The sequence below is a fragment of the Streptomyces sp. 63XJN7_1_ISO-PGPR-S23-121 genome (genome assembly GCF_056173025.1).
Genome location: NZ_CM149653.1, coordinates 3,931,806 through 3,946,111, shown reverse-complemented (window position 1 = coordinate 3,946,111; position 14,306 = coordinate 3,931,806). Strand labels below are relative to the sequence as shown.

Sequence of the window (14,306 nt, the reverse complement as noted above, 5' to 3'; positions counted from 1 at the left end):
GGCGAGACCCGTCCCGCTTCCCGACCGGGAGTCAGACCGTATTATGACAATCACAACAGATGACCGTAATTGACCAGCTTCTGACCGGAGTTGGGATTCAGATGCGTTCGTGATGCGCTCACAGTGACCGTTCGCCGAACGTTTCCTTCCGGGCCCGCCAAGCCCTCGTGACGCACCGCCGCGAGCAGTAAACGGCGTTCGAGCGCCGATCCGCCCCAGCCACCCAAGTCGCCCCGCACTCGGGACACTCGGCCCGGCCCGCCCCGCTCAACTCAGCGGCTACCCGCTTGCGCAACCGACGGTCCCGGCGCCACTGCCTGGCACGACATGCCGCCGAGCAGTACACCGCAGCGGGCCGTGCGTCCGGCCGCAGCCGTTCACCACAGCTCCCGCACACTCGTTCCCCGGCCTCCCTGGCGCCCTCGGACACCCAGCCAGCCTAGGACCCAAAACTACTCAAATCCGGGGATCGAAAACAGGCACTGAGAGGTCGTTTTCATCTGCGGTGCCCACTTATTGGGCGATTCATTAAGCGATGGATGGCGGTACAGGTGAGGTCACGGAGACCGTCGATGCCAGCGAGTCGTGGGAGGTTGCGGATGAGGCGGAAAAGGCCGTAATCCTGTCTCATCCCAGGATGCCCGGCCTTCGAGGCTGTGTGCTTCGACCGCCGTCGGCGTGCGACTGGGCGCACTCGGTTCGCGGCAGTACGACGGAAGCATGCCGAAGCGACGCCCGTATCCGAGTGATCTGTCCGATGCCCGCTGGGAGTTGATCGAGCCGGTCCTGGCTGCCTGGCGTTTCGAGCGCCGCGGCCGAGCCCTGGACTTCGGCCGGCCCCCCGAACACGACCTGCGCGACATCATGGACGCGATCTTGTACGTGGACCGTACCGGGGTCCAGTGGCGCTACCTCCCGCACGACTTCCCGCACTGGAACACGGTCTACGGCTACTTCGCCAAATGGGCCGACGAAGGCGTGTTCGCCCAGCTCAACGGCCTGCTCCGGCAGCTGCTGAGCGAGAAGGAAGGCCGGGACGCCGAGCCAACGGCCTGCGTGATCGACGCACAGAGTGTCAAGACCTCCACCAGCGTCCCCGCTACCGGCCAGGGCATCGACGCGGGAAAGAAGATCGTCGGCAGGAAGCGGAGCATCGTCACCGACACGCTCGGCCTCCTCCTCGCCGTGCTCGTCACCGCGGCCAGCGTGCAGGACTCCGTCGCCGGCACCCGGCTCATCGACCAAGTCGCCGCCGACCACCCCGGCATCCGCAAGGCGTGGGTCGACGGCGGCTACCGCCAGCACCTTGTCGAACGCGCTGCCACTCTCGGCATCGACATGGAGATCACCGCCCGCAAGCCCGGGACCAGGGGCTTCACCCCGATCCCGAAACGGTGGGCAGTCGAGCGGACCTATGGATGGCTCATGCTCCACCGCCGACTGGCCCGCGACTACGAAACCCTCCCGACCCGCTCCGAAGCCATCGTTCACCTCGCCATGGCCGACCTCATGGCCCGCCGCCTCACCGGCGAGAACACGATCTCCTGGCGCGACCCAAAGCCCGCTAAACAGCCGATCTCGGGATGAAAAATCGGACGAAAACGACCTCTGAGACCGGCGCGCCGGGAGGAGCCGGTCGGCCGGCGGTGCGCTCCGAGCCGGGGGCCGGGTCCGTGTCACCCTGTTCCTGGCCGTGCTCGTACAGGGCGGGGGCCTTGGTCATGGCAGGCTGCCAGGCGTGTTCGTCGCCGCGTGCTCGCGAGCCAGCCGCGCGGCCGTGCCGTGCCGCGCGCGGTGGCGGAGCCCGGGTGTCCGGGCCGTGTTCTGCGTGCCGGTCACCGTCCCTTTGCGTCGTAGTTGTTGTCTGTGTCGGGGTCTGTGGTGCCGGGTCCTGTGCGTTCGGCTGTGGGGGAGGCCGTTGTTGTCCGGGGCCTTTCCCGGCGGGCCGGGGCCGCCGGGGTGGCCGGTCAGTTCGTGCGTCGGAAGCGTGCTGCGAGCGCGGTACCGCTGGGTGTGCCGTTCAGCATGCGGCGCAGTCCGTGGGTCATGGCCTGTTGTTCCTCGGGGGTGAGGCAGTCGTTGACCATGGCGTCGGTGCGGGTGTCGATGTCGCGCAGTGCGGGGAGCAGGTCCTCGCCGCGTGGGGAGAGGCGCAGGTAGACGACGCGGCGGTCCACTTGGCCGGGTTCGCGGTCGATCAGGCCGCGCTTGGTGAGGGTGTCGACGATGCGGCTGGGGCTGCCGCTCTCGCAGACGATCAGGCGGCCCACCTCGGCGAGCGTGAGGGGGGCGCGCTCGGCGAGCACGAGGAGGATTTCGGCCTGGGCCGGGGTCAGGTTGAGGGGGCGGAGGTGCCCGGTCATCTGCCGGGCTCCCTCGCGCTGGGCGGCCAGGAGCAGGTAGCGCAGTTCGGAGTCGTTGCGGGGCGGCTCGGGCGTCGCGCCTGGTGGCGTTTCGATGGTGGCGGGGGAGTGGGACATGGCGGCTCTCCTGGGTGTCGAGCCGGCTGCGGCTGCCGCAGCCGGACGGGGGTGCATCGTTTCTCGATGATGCAGCATCCATGGCGTGTCATTCAATGCTACGTCATCGATATACGTCGCTTCGGCCTTTTCCGGAGCCTCGCTTGTCACTTTGGGTGACTCCAGGAATGTTGTTGCAACAACGATGCTGTGACATGCATGATGAAGCATCGGTGTTACGCCATCGATGTCGGAACATCGATGTCGGTGTCGTGCATCGCTTCTTGAACCCGGTGCACGACCTCAGCGCAAGCCCACGTCAAGCAAAGGAAGCAAGATGACCGCGCAGATCCTTGAAGGCACTCCCGTCGCTCTCGACGCCCCGATCGTTCTCGATGACGCCGCGGCGGCCGTGGCGGCCATCGCGCGGGGTGAGCTCGTCGTCGTGGTGGACGACGAGGACAGGGAGAACGAAGGAGACCTCATCGTGGCGGCGGAGTACGCCGACGCCGCGGCCATCAACTACATGATCACTCACGGTCGCGGCCTGGTCTGCGTCTCGGTGACCGAGGAGCGCGCCGCACAGTTGGAGCTGCCGCCGATGGTCGAGCGCAACGAGGACCACCACGGCACCGCGTTCACCGTCAGCGTCGACGGCGGCCCGGAGCACGGGGTGACCACCGGAATATCCGCCCCGGACCGGGCCAAGACGATCGAGCTGATGCTGAAGGGCTCCAGCGGCGATCTGCGCCGGCCGGGCCACATCTTCCCGCTCGTGGCCCGCCCGGGCGGTGTCCTGGAGCGGCCCGGCCACACCGAGGCCGCGGTCGACCTCGCCCGCTTCGCGGGGCTGGCGCCCGCCGGTGTCATCGTGGAGATCATCCGCGAGGACGGGACGATGGCGCGCCTGCCCCAGCTGGCGGAGTTCGCCCGGCGCGAGGGCCTGGTGCTCACCAGCATCGAGAAGCTGCGCGAGTACGCCGCCGCCCGCGGCGAGCGGGTTCTGTGAGCCGCCTGTCCCGGTGGATGGCCGGTGCGTCGACCGCGGTGACACGCCCCGCGGTCACGCACCGGTACCTCGCCGGTGTAGAAGGAGTGCGGCACCTGCCGGCCGACACGCCGTTCGTCCTGGTCGCCAACCACAGCAGCTTCGCGGACCACCTCGTCCTGGACGCCGTTCTCGACGGCCTGCGGGACACTCCCACGTCCTACCTCACCAAGGCGGAGGCCTTCGTGCACCCCGTGCGCCGCCGGTGGACCGAGGGCATGGGGGGCATCCCGGTGAACCGCGACCGGCCCGACAAGGAACTGCTGGCCGCGGTGGACGGCGTCTTCGCCGCCCGCGGTGCCCTGGTGGTCTACCCCGAGGGCACCCGCGGGCCGGGCTGGCCGCTGCTCCCCTTCAAGGACGGTGCCTTCCGCTTCGCGGTCCGGGCGGGCGTGCCCGTCATCCCCGTGGCGCTGTGGGGGGCGCAGGACGTCCTGCCCAAGGGGGGCTGGCGGCCCCGCCGGGCCCAGGTGCGGGTCGTCTTCGGCCCCGCGCTGCCCGACGACACCGCACGGCCCAGGCCTCAGCGGGTCGCGGCCCTGGTCGAGGGGGCGCGTCAGGCGCTGGAGCGGCTGGTGGACACCGCGCGCACGGCCCCCGACCCTCGGCGGGCCCGGCAGGCGGCCGCCGAACTCGTCCAGCGGGCCGAGACGGTCGTGGAGACGATGCTCAGCTACACCGACCAGTTGCCCGCCCGGCGGCGGCTGCAGCAGGCGCGCCTGCTGCTCGACCTGGCCCGCGTCACCGATCCCGGCGGCTTCACCGGACTCGGCACCTCTCTGGGCGCCGACGCCCGCGTTCTGGAGGCCCGGCTCACCGGACTGCGCGCCCTGAACGCCCCCGCACCGCTGCGGCCCGCCGTGCTGCGCGGGGTGCGCCACACCGCGCAGGAGGTACTGCGTACACACCCCGACCACCTGATGGCCCGCTATCTGCTGGGCCGCTGGCACCTGCTGATGCCCCGAGCCCTGGGCGGCCGCCGCCCCCAGGCACTGGAGCACCTGCGGCACGCGGCCCGCCTGGGCGCCCACGACACCCGCTATCCCATGGCGTACGCCGAGGCGCTGATCGCGGTCGGCCGTGACGACGAGGCGGCGCCGCACCTGCGCGGCATCCTCGCCGCGCCGGCCCCCGACGCCAGAACAGCGGACCGACGGCGCCGGGCCGAAGCCCACTACCAGCAGCTCGCCGGCGTCGGCGGCCCTTCGAATCCGAGGTCATGAGAGAACGATGAGCACATCAGCGTTCCTGCGGTGCGGTAAGACACTCGTGGTCTTCGACGGGCCCCGTCGCCTGTCCTGGCACGCTTCCGCACCCGGCGACTACATCCCCACGGCTCTGTGGCCGAGCCCCGCGCAGGCGGCCGAGGTCATGGACCATCTGTACAGCGGCGGTTGTCTCCTGGTCCTGATCGAGCAGGAGTGCATCTCGGTACCGATGTACGCCGAGGAGGCCGAGCGTCTTCCGCCCGACGTGGCCGCCCGGGCCACGCTGACCAGTGACGGTGTGGTGAGCGAGCTGTACCTGCCGGTCCTGGACTGGATGCCGGCCGCGCTGCGCGAACGCGGCCTGCGCTTTTTGGAGCACAGCACGCGGCTGCTGCGCGAGGAGCCCGACCTGCTGCTGCCGCATCTGATCGTCGAGGACCCCCCTCGCCATCTGGCAAACCTCAGGTTCGCCCGTCTGCGCCCGCCCCGCCCCTTCGCCGACGACCGCCTCGCGCCGGTCACCGACCACCTGTTCACCAGCGACCTGACCACCGGCATCACCGCCACCGTCGACCCCGCCGCCACGCTGTGCCCGTCCGGCAGGGCGGTGGCCGCGGTCCGTACCTGGGAGATCACGCCATGACTCTTCCGACTTCACCGGCCCCGCCCTCGGCAACCCCGCTGACGGGACGGGTGGTGCTCCTCACCGGGGCGGGACGGGGTCTCGGCCTGCTGACCGCGCAGACGCTCCTGGAACAGGGAGCCATGGTGGTCGCCAATCACCGCTCACCCTCGGAGGGACTGGAACGTCTGGCGGGCAAGTACCGCGACAGGCTCCGGCTCGTCCCCGGTGACGTGGCCACCGACGACACGGCCGCCCTGCTGGCCTCGGAGGCCCGCAGGTTCGGCCGGCTCGACGTCCTCGTCCACAACGCCGCGATCACCCGCGACCAGCCTCTGGTGCGGATGTCGGTCGAGGACTGGGACGAGGTGCAGCGGGTCAACCTGCGCGGTGCCTTCCTCACCACCAAGTACGCGGTGAAGAGCATGATGCGGGCACGCTACGGCCGCATCATCTACATCTCTTCGATCACCGCGCTCACCGGCAACGCGGGGCAGGCCGCCTACGCCTCCTCCAAGGCCGGCCTGCACGGCCTGGCCATGACCGTCTCGCAGGAGTACGCCTCCTACAACATCCGCACCGCCACCCTGGCTCCCGGGATCCTCGACACCGGCCTGGGCGCCGCCGTGGCCGCCCCGCAGCGGCGGCGCATGACCGACCGCTCCCTGCTGGGTCTGGGCGAAGCCGCCCAGACGGCCGAGACCATCGCTTTCCTGGCCTCTCCGGCCGCCGACTACATCAATGCCACGGTCATCCGCTCCGACGGAGGAATGAGGTACTGATGAATACCGCCGACGCACACATCCTGATCCCCGCCCCCCTGCGGACGGTACGGCAGATCCTCCTGGAGCCCACCAGACTGGCCGAATGGAACCCCGCGTTCCTGTCGGTCGGGGGCCCCGAGGCGGCGACCACCGGCCGGCGCTACCCTCTCACGGCCCGCGGTGGTCTCACCGGCCACTGGGCGTACCGCAGCATCGGCGAGAACCACATCGAGGGCTGCTGGGAGGTTCCCGGCCTTGCCGAGACCAACAGCTGGCGCCTGCTGCCCCACGGCGACGGCACCCATGTCATGCACTCCTTCACCAACCGGGGAACCCTCGCCGCCCTGCTGCGCCCGGCGTTCGCCGGCGTCGCCGACCTGCGCCTGGGACGCCTGTCCCAGCGGGCCCGGCAGCGCGCCCTGGCCTCGGTGGCATGACCATGCCGCCCGCCGCCCCGCCCGCCGCCCCGTCCGCCACCACGACGCCCGGTGACCACACGCAGCCGGACACCGCGCTCCTGCCCGCTGCCGCCCGTAGCGACTGCTGGGCGCTGCCGGTGCCGCTGCACCTGGCCCGGCTGAACGGCGAGGCGGCCGAGGAGCACATCCTGCGCGGCCTCGACTGAAGAGACCGCCCCTCTTCGAGACGGGCCCGCAGACATCCCCCGCCCGGGCCCGTCACCATCCGCCCTTCCCTCCGGCCGTCCTCGACCCCCGTCCCAGGGAGACGCATCGTGTCCGCACCCTCCGTGCTCCGGCCTGCCACGGGCCCGGCGTACGCCCGCATCACCGGCGTGGGCGGTTACCGGCCCTCTCGCGTGGTGTCGAACCAGGAGATCGCCCTCCGGATCGACTCCAGCGACGAGTGGATCCGCGAACGCTCCGGCATCGCCGAACGGCGCTGGGCGGCCGAGCATGAGAGCGTCGCCTTCATGGGCGCCGCAGCCGCCGAGAAGGCCCTTGCGCACGCCGGAGTCACCGTGGACCAGGTCGGCTGCGTACTGGTGGCCACCTCCACCCACTTCCGGCAACTGCCGGCGCTGGCAGCCGACATCGCCCACCGGATCGGAACCGCGCAGGCCGCTGCCTTCGACCTGTCCGCGGCGTGCGCGGGCTTCACCCACGCCCTGGCCGTCGCCCACGACCTGGTCCGCGGCGGCAGCGCCGGCCACGTCCTGGTGGTGGCGACCGAGCGGATGTCCGACCTGATCGACCACGACGACCGCGCCACCGCCTTCCTCTTCGGCGACGGGGCCGGAGCCGTCGTCGTCAGCCCCAGCGACACCCCGGCCATGGGTCCGGTGTTCTGGGGCTCCGACGGGGCACAGGGCGGCGCCATCGACCAGAGCGCCTCCTGGCTCGAACTGCGCCACGGCCGCCCGCCGCGCTTTCCCGCTCTGACCATGCAGGGCCAGACGGTGTTCCGCTGGGCCGTCTACGAGATGGCCCGCGCCGCCCGCCGCGCCCTGGACGAGGCGGGCATGGACACCGCCGACCTCGAGGCGTTCATCCCGCACCAGGCGAACCTGCGCATCGTCCAGGCCCTCGCCACCACACTGCGCCTGCCCGCACATGTGGCCGTCGCCCGCGACATCGTGCACACCGGCAACACCTCGGCGGCCTCCATTCCCTTGGCGATCGAGCACATGCTGGCGGCCGGAGCCGCCCGCAGCGGCGCGCTCGCCCTCACCATCGGCTTCGGTGCGGGCCTCTCCTACGCCGCCCAGGTGATCACGCTGCCCTGACGCCCGCCCCCGTCCCCGCGCACACCCTGGAACACCTCCCCGCCCGTCCGACCCAGCTCAGGAGTTGCCATGAACGTGACCACCGCGCAGCCGGACACCGACCTCCTCGCGTGCGGCGAGGAGACCCTCGCCACCGACGCCGACCGGCCGGGCACGGCGCCCCAGGAGCTCACCACCGTGCTGGACATCATGGCCCGCATCTTCCAGTCCGTCTGACAGGCCGTCCGGCCAGGTCCTCCCCGCCCTTGGAGCACATCCGGCGCGAGAGACCAGCCGAACCTCGCGATCCCCACCTCCAGGAGACCCACGATGACGCACGCCGGCCGCAAGGTGCTTGTCACCGGGCTAGGAGCCACCACGCCGCTGGGCGGCGACGCCGCCTCCACCTGGCAGTCCCTCCTGGCCGCCCGCTCCGGCGCCCGGGCCCTGACCGAGCCGTGGGCGAGCGACCTCACCGTACGCATCGCCTGCCCGGCAGCGAGCGAACCCGCCCCGCACATCGGCCACACCCTGGCCCGGCGGACGGATCGCTCGGCACAGTTCGCGCTCGTCGCGGCCCGCGAGGCCTGGCAGGACGCCGGCCGGCCGGACGTGGACCCCACCCGGCTCGGTGTCGTCATCGCCTCGGGCCTGGGCGGCCTCACCTCGCTGCTGACCTCACACGACGTGCTGCGGGAGCAGGGGCCGCGCCGCGTCTCCCCGCACACCGTGCCGATGTTCATGCCGAACGGGCCGGCCGCGCACGTCGGCCTCGAACTGGGCGCGCGGGCCGGCGTCCACACGACGGCTTCCGCCTGCGCCTCGGGGGCCGAGGCGGTGGGGCACGCTATGGGGATGATCCGCTCCGGCCGGGCGGACGTCGTGGTCGCCGGAGGCACCGAGGCCCCCATCCATCCCCTGATCATGACGGCCTTCGCCAACATGATGGCCATGTCGCGGCGCAACGACGGCCCCGAGGCCGCCTCCCGCCCCTACGACCGTGACCGGGACGGGTTCGTGATGGGCGAGGGCGCCGGCGTCCTCGTCCTGGAATCCGAGGAGCACGCCCGCTCGCGCGGCGCCCGCGTCTACGGCGAGGCGGCCGGCGTCGGCCTGACGTCCGACGCCCACCACATCGCCCAGCCCGAACCCGAGGGCCGTGACGTGACCCGCGCCGTGCGCGCGGCGCTCGCCGACGCCGGCAGCTCCCCGCAGGAGGTCACGCACGTCAACGCCCACGCCACCTCCACGCCGCTGGGCGATCTCGCCGAACTCGCCGCCCTGCGCCAGGTGATGGGCTCCCACGCCGAACGGGTGCCGATCTCTGCCACCAAGTCGATGACCGGGCACCTCCTGGGCGCGACCGGGGCGGTGGAGTCGGTGGCCGCGGTCCTGGCCCTGCACCACCGTCTCGCGCCGCCCACCATCAACATCGGCGCCCTCGACGGGCGGGTCGACCTGGACGTCGTCCGCGACAAACCGCGCGAGCTGGCCCCCGGCCCCGCCGTCGTCCTCAACAACTCTTTCGGTTTCGGCGGCCACAACGTCTGCCTGGCCTTCCACAGCACCGGCGACGCCACCCGTCAGCACTGAGCCGAACGGGCGACCGGGCCACGCCCGGCCGCGCCGTTTCAGGTCAACACGAGACTCGATTCTGTAAACCACCGCCGCCGTCCCGGCGGCGAAAGCCCAGGCCATACGCATAGCGACGGAAGAAGGCCCCGCGGCGGCCCTGCGGCAGATTCAAGCCGTGTTGCCCAACCGTCCACCCGGCGCACCAGGGCACGTTTTAGCGTGACGATCGCGCTGTGGCGAACGACAGGCGTTGATCCTCCGCGGTACCGGCAACCGACGCAGTGAGTGACAGAGGGACGATGAAGGACGCCACCTTGAATCCCGCCGTTTCCCGCCTCGTCGAGGCCCACTCCTCGCCGCGCACCGGGCCATGTACGCCATGCTGCGGACAGGTCGGCACCCTGGGCCTGTCACAGCGCTCATGACACCGGCCGCCGTCCCGCCGGAGCATCACTACGTCCGGATCGTCGCGCGCATTACCGACCTGGCCGGACAGGGCTGCACCGCCCCCACCATCACCCGGGTGCTGCGGAACGAGGGCTACACCATGGCCCCCGGCCGCAGCGATGCCATCAGCCTGACCACGGTGCGCCGGCTGCTGCGCGAGAACGTCCCCCCGGCCCGCCGTCGGCCCGCCCCGGCTCCCGAGGAGAGCCTGGCGGCCGACGAGTGGTGGCTGAGGGACCTGGCCGCGGAACTCTCCATGCCGCACATCACCCTGTACGCCTGGGCCCGGCGGGGCTGGGTCACCGTGGCGCGCCAGGAGAGCCGTCCCCCGTACCGCCTCATCCTGCGTGCCGACCACGGCGAACTTGTGAGGCTCCGCGCCCTGCGCCCGAGCGCCGGCGGGCGTGCGGCGGCGCCTGGCCTCTCCAAGATCCTGCTCTGACGCGCTGCCGTTTTCCGCGCAGCCACAGCCACTGCTGAGGCTCCTGGCCGGTCCGCCGACAGAAACCCGTCTTCAAAGATGTTGCGTATCGATGTTCCATCACGCATGATGGGTCATCGATGATGCATCATCGTTGTTCCAACATCGAAATGCGCCCTGTCTGGCTGCTGTCGTACGGCCCGCTCCCACAAGCGGTGGACGGACCCCCGGAACCCAGGAGTAGAAGTGAAGAAAATCGCCCACCTCGCCGCCGCGCGGCCCAAAGCCGTCATCGCCGGCTGGCTGCTGCTGCTCGCCCTGGCCGTCCCCTTCGCCCTCCAGCTCGAAGGAGCCCTGAAGACCGGCGGCTTCTCCGACCCCCGCGGCGAGTCCGTCAAGGCCCAGCGCACCCTGGAACGCGCCTTCGACGAAGCCCCCAACTCCCTGCTGGTCGTCCTGCACAGCAAGGACGGTGCCGTCCAAGACGCCATCGGACAGGCCCGCAAGGCGGTGCAGCGCGAAGGAGTCTCCGCCGTAACCGACCGCACCACCCACCCCGAGTGGCTGTCCAAGGACGGCCGCACCACCTTCCTCCAGGTGGGCTTCACCAGCGACAACACCACAGTCCAGAACCTCGTGCCCGACCTCCAGGACGACGTGCGCAACGCCGTCGGCGACAAGGTCGAAGTCGACGTCACCGGCGCCCCCGCCCTGGACTACGCACTGAACGTGCACTCCAAGGAAGACGTCACCCGCGCCGAGATGATCGCCTTCCCAGTTCTCTTCATCGTGCTGCTGCTGGTCTTCCGGTCCGTGGCCGCGATGGTCGTCCCCCTCCTCATGGCGGGCGTCACCCTGATGGCCACCCAGGCCATCGGCTACGGGATGACACAGTTCACCGACGTCAACAGCCTCTTCACCAACATCGTGAGCATGGTCGGCCTGGCCGTCGCCGTCGACTACTCGCTCTTCATCATCAAGCGCTTCCGCGAGGAGCTGGCCGACGGCCACACCGTGCCCGACGCCTTGGACCGCACCATGCGCACCGTCGGCCACTCCGTGGTCTTCAGCGGCCTGGCCGTCGTGGTCGCCCTCTCGGCCCTCTTCATCCCCCGCGCCATGTCCTTCACCAGCATCGCGCTGGGCGGCGTGGCCGTCTCACTGGTCGCCGTGGCCATTGCCGTGACACTGCTGCCCGCCGTGCTGAGCCTGCTGGGCCACCGCATCAACTGGGGCACCCTGCGCCGCCGCAAGAACACCACCGAGACGACCACCCCCGCCAAGGCCGGCAAGAACAACCGCCCCCGCAACCGCTTCACCCGCCGACCCGGCCTCGTCCTGGCCGCCCTCGCGGTCGCCTTCGCCGCACTCGCCGCCCCCGCCGCCCAGCTGACCCTGCGCGTCCCCGTCGCCAGCGCGGACATCCTGCCCGCCGACGACAGCGCCCGCACCGGGATGGAGCGCATCAAGCAGGACATCGGCGTCCGCGAGATGTTCCCCATCCAGGTCGTACTCAGCGCCGACCGTGACCAGTCCGACGCCCTCCTCAAGAGCGCCACCGACATCGCCTCCTACGCCCAGTCCGCACCCGGCGCCGACAAGGTCCAGTCCGTCGAGCCCTTCTCCCGGTCCCTGGACGACCCCGCCTCCCTCGACGCCACCGCCCGCACCGCACTCCACCAGCTGTGGACGCAGGACGGCGACAACCTGGTCACCCGCGTCATCATCACCCCCAGCGCCGACCCCGACAGCTCCTCGGCCCACCACCTCGTCGACGACCTGCGCGACCACCTCGACGACCGCGCCCAGCCCGAGGTCACCGTCCAGCTTGCCGGCGCCACCCCCACCGGCTCCGACTTCGACGACCTTGTCCTGCGCTCGGCCCCCCTGGTCGTCCTCTCCGTCGCCCTGCTCAGCTTCCTGATCCTGCTCTACGCCTTCCGGTCGGTCCTGCTGCCGCTGCTCGCCCTGGCCTTCAACATCGCCGTCGTGGGCGCCAGCCTCGGCTTCCTCGCCATGCTCACCGGCAACGCCGACAACTCCATCAACAGCGTCACCCCGCTCATGCTCTTCGCCGTGATGTTCGGCCTCAGCATGGACTACATGGTGATCATGATCTCCCGCATGCGGGAGTCCTACTTGGGTGGCGCCTCCCACCGCGAGGCCGTCCTCGGCGGCCTCGCGCGAACCGCCGGCCTCGTCAACGGCGCCGCAGCGATCATGGTCGCGGTCTTCGCCTCCTTCACCAGCGCGCAGATCAGCATCGTCCGCGAACTCGGCATCAGCCTCGCCGCCGCCGTCATCCTCGACGCCGTCGTCATCCGCCGCCTGGTCATGCCCGCCACACTCCTGCTCATCGGCGACCGCACCTGGGGCCGCCACCGCCGCACCGAACAGCAGCCCCCCGCCTCCGAGCAGCCCACCGGCCCCGAGCCGGTCCCCGCGACGGCCGCGACGGCGGCCACCACGAGCCGGCACCCCCAGCTGGCCGACCACACCACACGGTGACCCGACCCGCCCCTCCCCACCCCCCTCCGTGAAACCCGCTGCGCCGATCGGCTCACCTCCCGAGCCGACGGCGCAGCGGTCACTTCCGCCGCCCCACCCGAACCCGACGTCACAACCCACCAGGACAGGGAGACCATAACGGACCCCACTCCACCGCCGCTTCAGCAGGCGGGCAACGACGAGATCTTCCAGCGAAGCGCCCTGCTGATCACCCGCCGAGGCTGGTGCCAAGGACAGGGACTGCTGTACATCGGATCCCCCCACGACCCGCAGGCAGCAAGCCTGGTCGGAGCCCTCGCCTGGGCGGCGACCGGACACGCAGAGTCCTGCGGAACCGAGGTGAGAGCCGCCCTGGCCGCGGTACGCGCTTGCCTGGACCCCCACAACAGCGCCTACTTCAGCGACTGGGAGCTGGTGTGCGCCTGGAACGACGCGCCGGCCCGCACCCGCTGGCAGATCATCGCCCTGCTCCAGTCCTGCCGCTACCCCACCCTGCCCTTGCCCCGAAGAGGCGACAGGCTGATGGGCCTGCTGGAAGAGCGAGAGGCAGTCGCCCGGATGCGAGTGGACCAGCTCCAGACGGAGGCCGACTGCGTACCGTCCGAACTCGCCGCGGCCAAAAAGGTGTTGGTCTCCAGTAGGGGAGCTCCAAGTCGTCAGCTGACTCCCCACACGGGCCTGTGACCTGTCGTGGTCGGAACTGTCGGCCTGAGCCCGGCTTCAGGAAGGGAAGGGCGGGACGGGCGGTGGGTGGCGTGCGGCCGGGGGATCGGGGCCGTCCTTGGTTCTGTTGCGCGTCGGCCCGGGCCTTTGCGCGCTGACCGCACAACGGCCTGCCTGCGCCCCTAAGCTCGGCACGAGCATGGGCCGCCGTTTCTGAACGGCAGTCGATGACCCCGTGACCGCGGCGGGTTCTGTCCGTTGGGCAAGGCGACACGCGTGCATCGGTGCCCTGCGGTTCTCGTTCTCGCCGGCGTGGGCCTGGGAACCGCTGGCTCTGGTGACCGCTCTGTCATGGCAAGTAGCCCCCGGCCTCCCCCTCGAAGGCCGGGGGCTCTCGACGTCGGGCGAAGCCAGGGTGGCGAGGCCCCCGTGAACGTCCCCGACTTCTCACAGGGATGCCGACCGGACGGTGTCGCGGCATCAGACGTCAGGACGTGGGCTGCTCCGGGTACGCGGCCGCGGCCGCGTCGTCCAGGACCTGGCCGTGCTCGTACAGGGCGCGGGCTTCGGCCGTGGCGCGTCGCCAGCTGCGTTCTCCGCCGCCGTGTTCGCGTGCGAGGCGTGCGGCGTCCTCGTCCAGGGCCCGACCACGGTCACGATGCGACAACACCGCCGCCGACCAGGTCCACAACCCCACCGACAACCCCGCCGACAACCGTCTCCCTCCACCAGTCCTCGCCAGCTCAAAGGCGCAGGTCACCATGCCCTCGGTGGCGTGGTCGGCAGCCCGCCGTCCCCCTCTGCACTGGTCCCGGACCGGAAAGAAGAAGGGAAGGGAAGGGGCGGCGGGGCGGCGTGCGGCCGGGGG

At 71.1% G+C, this 14,306-nt stretch carries 15 protein-coding genes; 13 read left to right on the top strand and 2 right to left on the bottom strand.

Going from position 1 to position 14,306, the window contains the following annotated elements:
• Positions 1 to 720: 720 nt before the first annotated feature.
• Complete coding sequence (locus AC0VYN_RS17430; protein WP_475531656.1) at positions 721 to 1,587, top strand: IS5 family transposase; 867 nt, start codon at positions 721 to 723, stop codon at positions 1,585 to 1,587.
• A 380-nt stretch (positions 1,588 to 1,967) separates the two neighbouring features.
• Here the strand turns inward: AC0VYN_RS17430 and AC0VYN_RS17425 are convergent, their stop codons facing one another.
• The gene (locus AC0VYN_RS17425) at positions 1,968 to 2,480 is read right to left on the bottom strand and encodes a MarR family winged helix-turn-helix transcriptional regulator (protein WP_475531655.1); all 513 of its coding nucleotides are present in this window, start codon (positions 2,478 to 2,480) and stop codon (positions 1,968 to 1,970) included.
• Positions 2,481 to 2,796: 316 nt separating this feature from the next.
• On the opposite strand from AC0VYN_RS17425, the gene ribB reads away from it, so the two are divergent.
• The 12 genes from ribB (at position 2,797) to AC0VYN_RS17365 (ending at position 13,459) form a co-directional block, all read left to right on the top strand.
• On the top strand, positions 2,797 to 3,468 hold the full coding sequence (gene ribB, locus AC0VYN_RS17420) for a 3,4-dihydroxy-2-butanone-4-phosphate synthase (RefSeq protein ID WP_475531654.1): 672 nt from the start codon (positions 2,797 to 2,799) through the stop codon (positions 3,466 to 3,468).
• Between the two features lie 38 nt (positions 3,469 to 3,506).
• Positions 3,507 to 4,730, top strand: coding sequence for a 1-acyl-sn-glycerol-3-phosphate acyltransferase (locus AC0VYN_RS17415; protein ID WP_475531653.1), 1,224 nt, complete (start codon positions 3,507 to 3,509; stop codon positions 4,728 to 4,730).
• 7 nt (positions 4,731 to 4,737) lie between these two features.
• Positions 4,738 to 5,358 carry a hypothetical protein gene (locus AC0VYN_RS17410; RefSeq protein WP_475531652.1) on the top strand — a complete coding sequence of 207 codons (621 nt, stop codon included), beginning with the start codon at positions 4,738 to 4,740 and terminating at the stop codon, positions 5,356 to 5,358.
• Positions 5,355 to 6,119 (top strand): SDR family oxidoreductase, encoded by a 765-nt coding sequence (locus AC0VYN_RS17405; protein ID WP_475531651.1) that lies wholly within the window; start codon positions 5,355 to 5,357, stop codon positions 6,117 to 6,119. Before AC0VYN_RS17410 ends, AC0VYN_RS17405 begins: the two co-directional genes overlap by 4 nt.
• Positions 6,119 to 6,538, top strand: coding sequence for an SRPBCC family protein (locus AC0VYN_RS17400; protein WP_475531650.1), 420 nt, complete (start codon positions 6,119 to 6,121; stop codon positions 6,536 to 6,538). The genes AC0VYN_RS17405 and AC0VYN_RS17400 overlap by 1 nt, the downstream gene beginning before the upstream one ends.
• Positions 6,535 to 6,726: a hypothetical protein gene (locus AC0VYN_RS17395; protein ID WP_475531649.1), complete on the top strand. Its 192-nt coding sequence runs from the start codon at positions 6,535 to 6,537 to the stop codon at positions 6,724 to 6,726. The genes AC0VYN_RS17400 and AC0VYN_RS17395 overlap by 4 nt, the downstream gene beginning before the upstream one ends.
• 108 nt (positions 6,727 to 6,834) lie before the next feature.
• The gene (locus AC0VYN_RS17390) at positions 6,835 to 7,845 is read left to right on the top strand and encodes a beta-ketoacyl-ACP synthase III (RefSeq protein WP_475531648.1); all 1,011 of its coding nucleotides are present in this window, start codon (positions 6,835 to 6,837) and stop codon (positions 7,843 to 7,845) included.
• A 69-nt stretch (positions 7,846 to 7,914) separates the two neighbouring features.
• Entirely contained in the window at positions 7,915 to 8,061 is a 147-nt protein-coding gene (locus AC0VYN_RS17385; RefSeq protein ID WP_475531647.1) for a hypothetical protein, read from the top strand.
• 93 nt (positions 8,062 to 8,154) lie between these two features.
• Entirely contained in the window at positions 8,155 to 9,417 is a 1,263-nt protein-coding gene (gene fabF, locus AC0VYN_RS17380) for a beta-ketoacyl-ACP synthase II (protein WP_475531646.1), read from the top strand.
• Positions 9,418 to 9,820: 403 nt separating this feature from the next.
• On the top strand, positions 9,821 to 10,288 hold the full coding sequence (locus AC0VYN_RS17375; protein WP_475536798.1) for a hypothetical protein: 468 nt from the start codon (positions 9,821 to 9,823) through the stop codon (positions 10,286 to 10,288).
• 225 nt (positions 10,289 to 10,513) lie between these two features.
• A complete protein-coding gene (locus tag AC0VYN_RS17370; RefSeq protein ID WP_475536797.1) occupies positions 10,514 to 12,775 on the top strand; it encodes an MMPL family transporter in 2,262 nt (753 codons plus the stop codon).
• 135 nt (positions 12,776 to 12,910) lie between these two features.
• The gene (locus tag AC0VYN_RS17365; RefSeq protein WP_475536904.1) at positions 12,911 to 13,459 is read left to right on the top strand and encodes a DUF6197 family protein; all 549 of its coding nucleotides are present in this window, start codon (positions 12,911 to 12,913) and stop codon (positions 13,457 to 13,459) included.
• Positions 13,460 to 13,925: 466 nt separating this feature from the next.
• Here the strand turns inward: AC0VYN_RS17365 and AC0VYN_RS17360 are convergent, their stop codons facing one another.
• A complete protein-coding gene (locus tag AC0VYN_RS17360) occupies positions 13,926 to 14,108 on the bottom strand; it encodes a hypothetical protein (RefSeq protein ID WP_475536796.1) in 183 nt (60 codons plus the stop codon).
• Positions 14,109 to 14,306: the final 198 nt, after the last annotated feature.

Coding starts and splice junctions, on each gene's coding strand:
- AC0VYN_RS17430 (WP_475531656.1), top strand. CDS start 721: ATGCCGAAGCGACGCCCGTATCCGAGTGATCTGTCCGATGCCCGCTGG.
- AC0VYN_RS17425 (WP_475531655.1), bottom strand. CDS start 2,480: ATGTCCCACTCCCCCGCCACCATCGAAACGCCACCAGGCGCGACGCCC.
- ribB (WP_475531654.1), top strand. CDS start 2,797: ATGACCGCGCAGATCCTTGAAGGCACTCCCGTCGCTCTCGACGCCCCG.
- AC0VYN_RS17410 (WP_475531652.1), top strand. CDS start 4,738: ATGAGCACATCAGCGTTCCTGCGGTGCGGTAAGACACTCGTGGTCTTC.
- AC0VYN_RS17405 (WP_475531651.1), top strand. CDS start 5,355: ATGACTCTTCCGACTTCACCGGCCCCGCCCTCGGCAACCCCGCTGACG.
- AC0VYN_RS17400 (WP_475531650.1), top strand. CDS start 6,119: ATGAATACCGCCGACGCACACATCCTGATCCCCGCCCCCCTGCGGACG.
- AC0VYN_RS17395 (WP_475531649.1), top strand. CDS start 6,535: ATGACCATGCCGCCCGCCGCCCCGCCCGCCGCCCCGTCCGCCACCACG.
- AC0VYN_RS17385 (WP_475531647.1), top strand. CDS start 7,915: ATGAACGTGACCACCGCGCAGCCGGACACCGACCTCCTCGCGTGCGGC.
- fabF (WP_475531646.1), top strand. CDS start 8,155: ATGACGCACGCCGGCCGCAAGGTGCTTGTCACCGGGCTAGGAGCCACC.
- AC0VYN_RS17375 (WP_475536798.1), top strand. CDS start 9,821: ATGACACCGGCCGCCGTCCCGCCGGAGCATCACTACGTCCGGATCGTC.